2 protein-coding genes are annotated in these 1844 nt (G+C 70.9%); one reads left to right on the top strand and one right to left on the bottom strand.

Going from position 1 to position 1844, the window contains the following annotated elements:
- Positions 1 to 51: 51 nt before the first annotated feature.
- Positions 52 to 876 (bottom strand): endonuclease III, encoded by an 825-nt coding sequence (nth, locus tag ACFCY7_RS40440; protein ID WP_376491076.1) that lies wholly within the window; start codon positions 874 to 876, stop codon positions 52 to 54.
- Positions 877 to 1130: 254 nt separating this feature from the next.
- Between nth and ACFCY7_RS40435 the strand changes: the two genes are divergently transcribed.
- Positions 1131 to 1805: a Crp/Fnr family transcriptional regulator gene (locus ACFCY7_RS40435; RefSeq protein WP_015034542.1), complete on the top strand. Its 675-nt coding sequence runs from the start codon at positions 1131 to 1133 to the stop codon at positions 1803 to 1805.
- The last annotated feature ends 39 nt before the right edge of the window (positions 1806 to 1844 follow it).

Raw genomic sequence — 1844 nt, 5'->3', positions numbered from 1 at the left:
GGGGCCCGGCGCCGGGGGGCCGGGCCCCCGAACCGGCCCCCGGGAGGAGGCTCAGTCGCTCGCCCCGAGGTGCGGCGCCGGGCGTCCGGGGTAGCCGGGCGGCGGGTTCAGCCGCTGGCCGGGGAGGCCGCCCATCTCGTACTTGAGCAGCTTCCTGGCCTTCTCGGGGTCGGTCTCGCCCTCGCCGTACGAGGGGCAGAGGTGGGTGATCGGGCAGGCGCCGCACGCGGGCTTGCGGGCGTGGCAGATCCGGCGTCCGTGGAAGATCACCCGGTGCGAGAGCATCGTCCACTCGCTCTTCGGGAAGATCTCGGCGATCTCCGCCTCGATCTTGACCGGGTCCTCCTGCTCGGTCCACTTCCAGCGCCTGACCAGGCGCATGAAGTGGGTGTCGACGGTGATGCCGGGGACGCCGAAGGCGTTGCCCAGGACGACGAAGGCGGTCTTGCGGCCGACTCCCGGAAGCTTGACGAGGTCGTCGAGGCGGCCGGGGACCTCGCCGCCGAAGTCGTCCCTGAGGGCGGCGGCGAGACCCATGATCGACTTGGTCTTGGCGCGGAAGAAGCCGGTGGGGCGGATGAGCTCCTCGACCTCCTCGGGCACGGCGGCGGCGAGGTCCTCGGGCGTGGGGTACTTCGCGAAGAGGGCGGGGGTGGTCTGGTTGACCCGCAGGTCGGTGGTCTGCGCCGAGAGGACCGTGGCGACGAGCAGCTCGAAGGGATTGCGGAAGTCGAGCTCCGGATGGGCGTACGGGAAGACCTCGGCCAGTTCCCGGTTGATCTTCCGTGCTCTGCGGACCATCGCGAGCCGCGACTCGGGCTTCACAGCCTTCCGATTTGAGGCTTTCACCCGTTTCGACACGCCGTGTTCGCCCACAGCGGAATTACCTTCGACCGACACTCTTCCAGCCCCCTTGGCCTGCGCTCTCACCGGCGAGTTGGACACTCGGCCAGCCTAGGGGCCACCGCCGACATCCGCCCCGGGCGTGGCCGATCGGACCCCAATCGGGCCCCTGGCGTACGGACGGGTAGCTCCGTGGGTCAAACTTGCTGTGATTGATCGCACGGTTTTGTGCGTCCGGCATCATGGGACCCAGGTCCTTTGAGCAGGTCGACAGTAGGAGAGAACTCGTGGACGACGTTCTGCGGCGCGCCCCGCTCTTCGCGGCGCTCGATGACGAGCAGGCAGCCGAGCTGCGCGCCTCGATGAGTGAGGCGACGCTCGCCCGTGGCGACGCGCTCTTCCACGAGGGCGACCCCGGTGACCGCCTGTACGTGGTCACCGAGGGCAAGGTGAAGCTGCACCGCACCTCCCCCGACGGGCGCGAGAACATGCTGGCCGTCCTCGGCCCCGGCGAGCTCATCGGCGAGCTCTCGCTCTTCGACCCGGGCCCGCGCACCGCCACCGCCACCGCGCTGACCGAGGTCAAGCTGCTCGGTCTCGGCCACGGCGACCTCCAGCCCTGGCTGAACGCCCGCCCCGAGGTCGCCACCGCGCTGCTGCGCGCGGTCGCCCGCCGGCTGCGCAAGACCAACGACCAGATGTCCGACCTGGTCTTCTCCGACGTCCCGGGCCGTGTCGCCCGCGCGCTCCTCGACCTGTCGCGCCGCTTCGGCGTGCAGTCGGAGGAGGGCATCCACGTCGTCCACGACCTCACCCAGGAGGAGCTGGCCCAGCTGGTCGGCGCCTCCCGCGAGACGGTGAACAAGGCGCTCGCCGACTTCGCCCAGCGCGGCTGGCTGCGCCTGGAGGCCCGCGCCGTGATCCTGCTCGACGTCGAGCGCCTCGCGAAGCGCTCGCGCTAGCACCCCGCCCTACGTGAAAGGCCGCCCCGGTCCGAGGAC

The organism is Streptomyces sp. NPDC056361 (assembly GCF_042262805.1).
Classification (GTDB): domain Bacteria; phylum Actinomycetota; class Actinomycetes; order Streptomycetales; family Streptomycetaceae; genus Streptomyces.
This window is presented reverse-complemented; position numbering and strand designations above follow the sequence as displayed.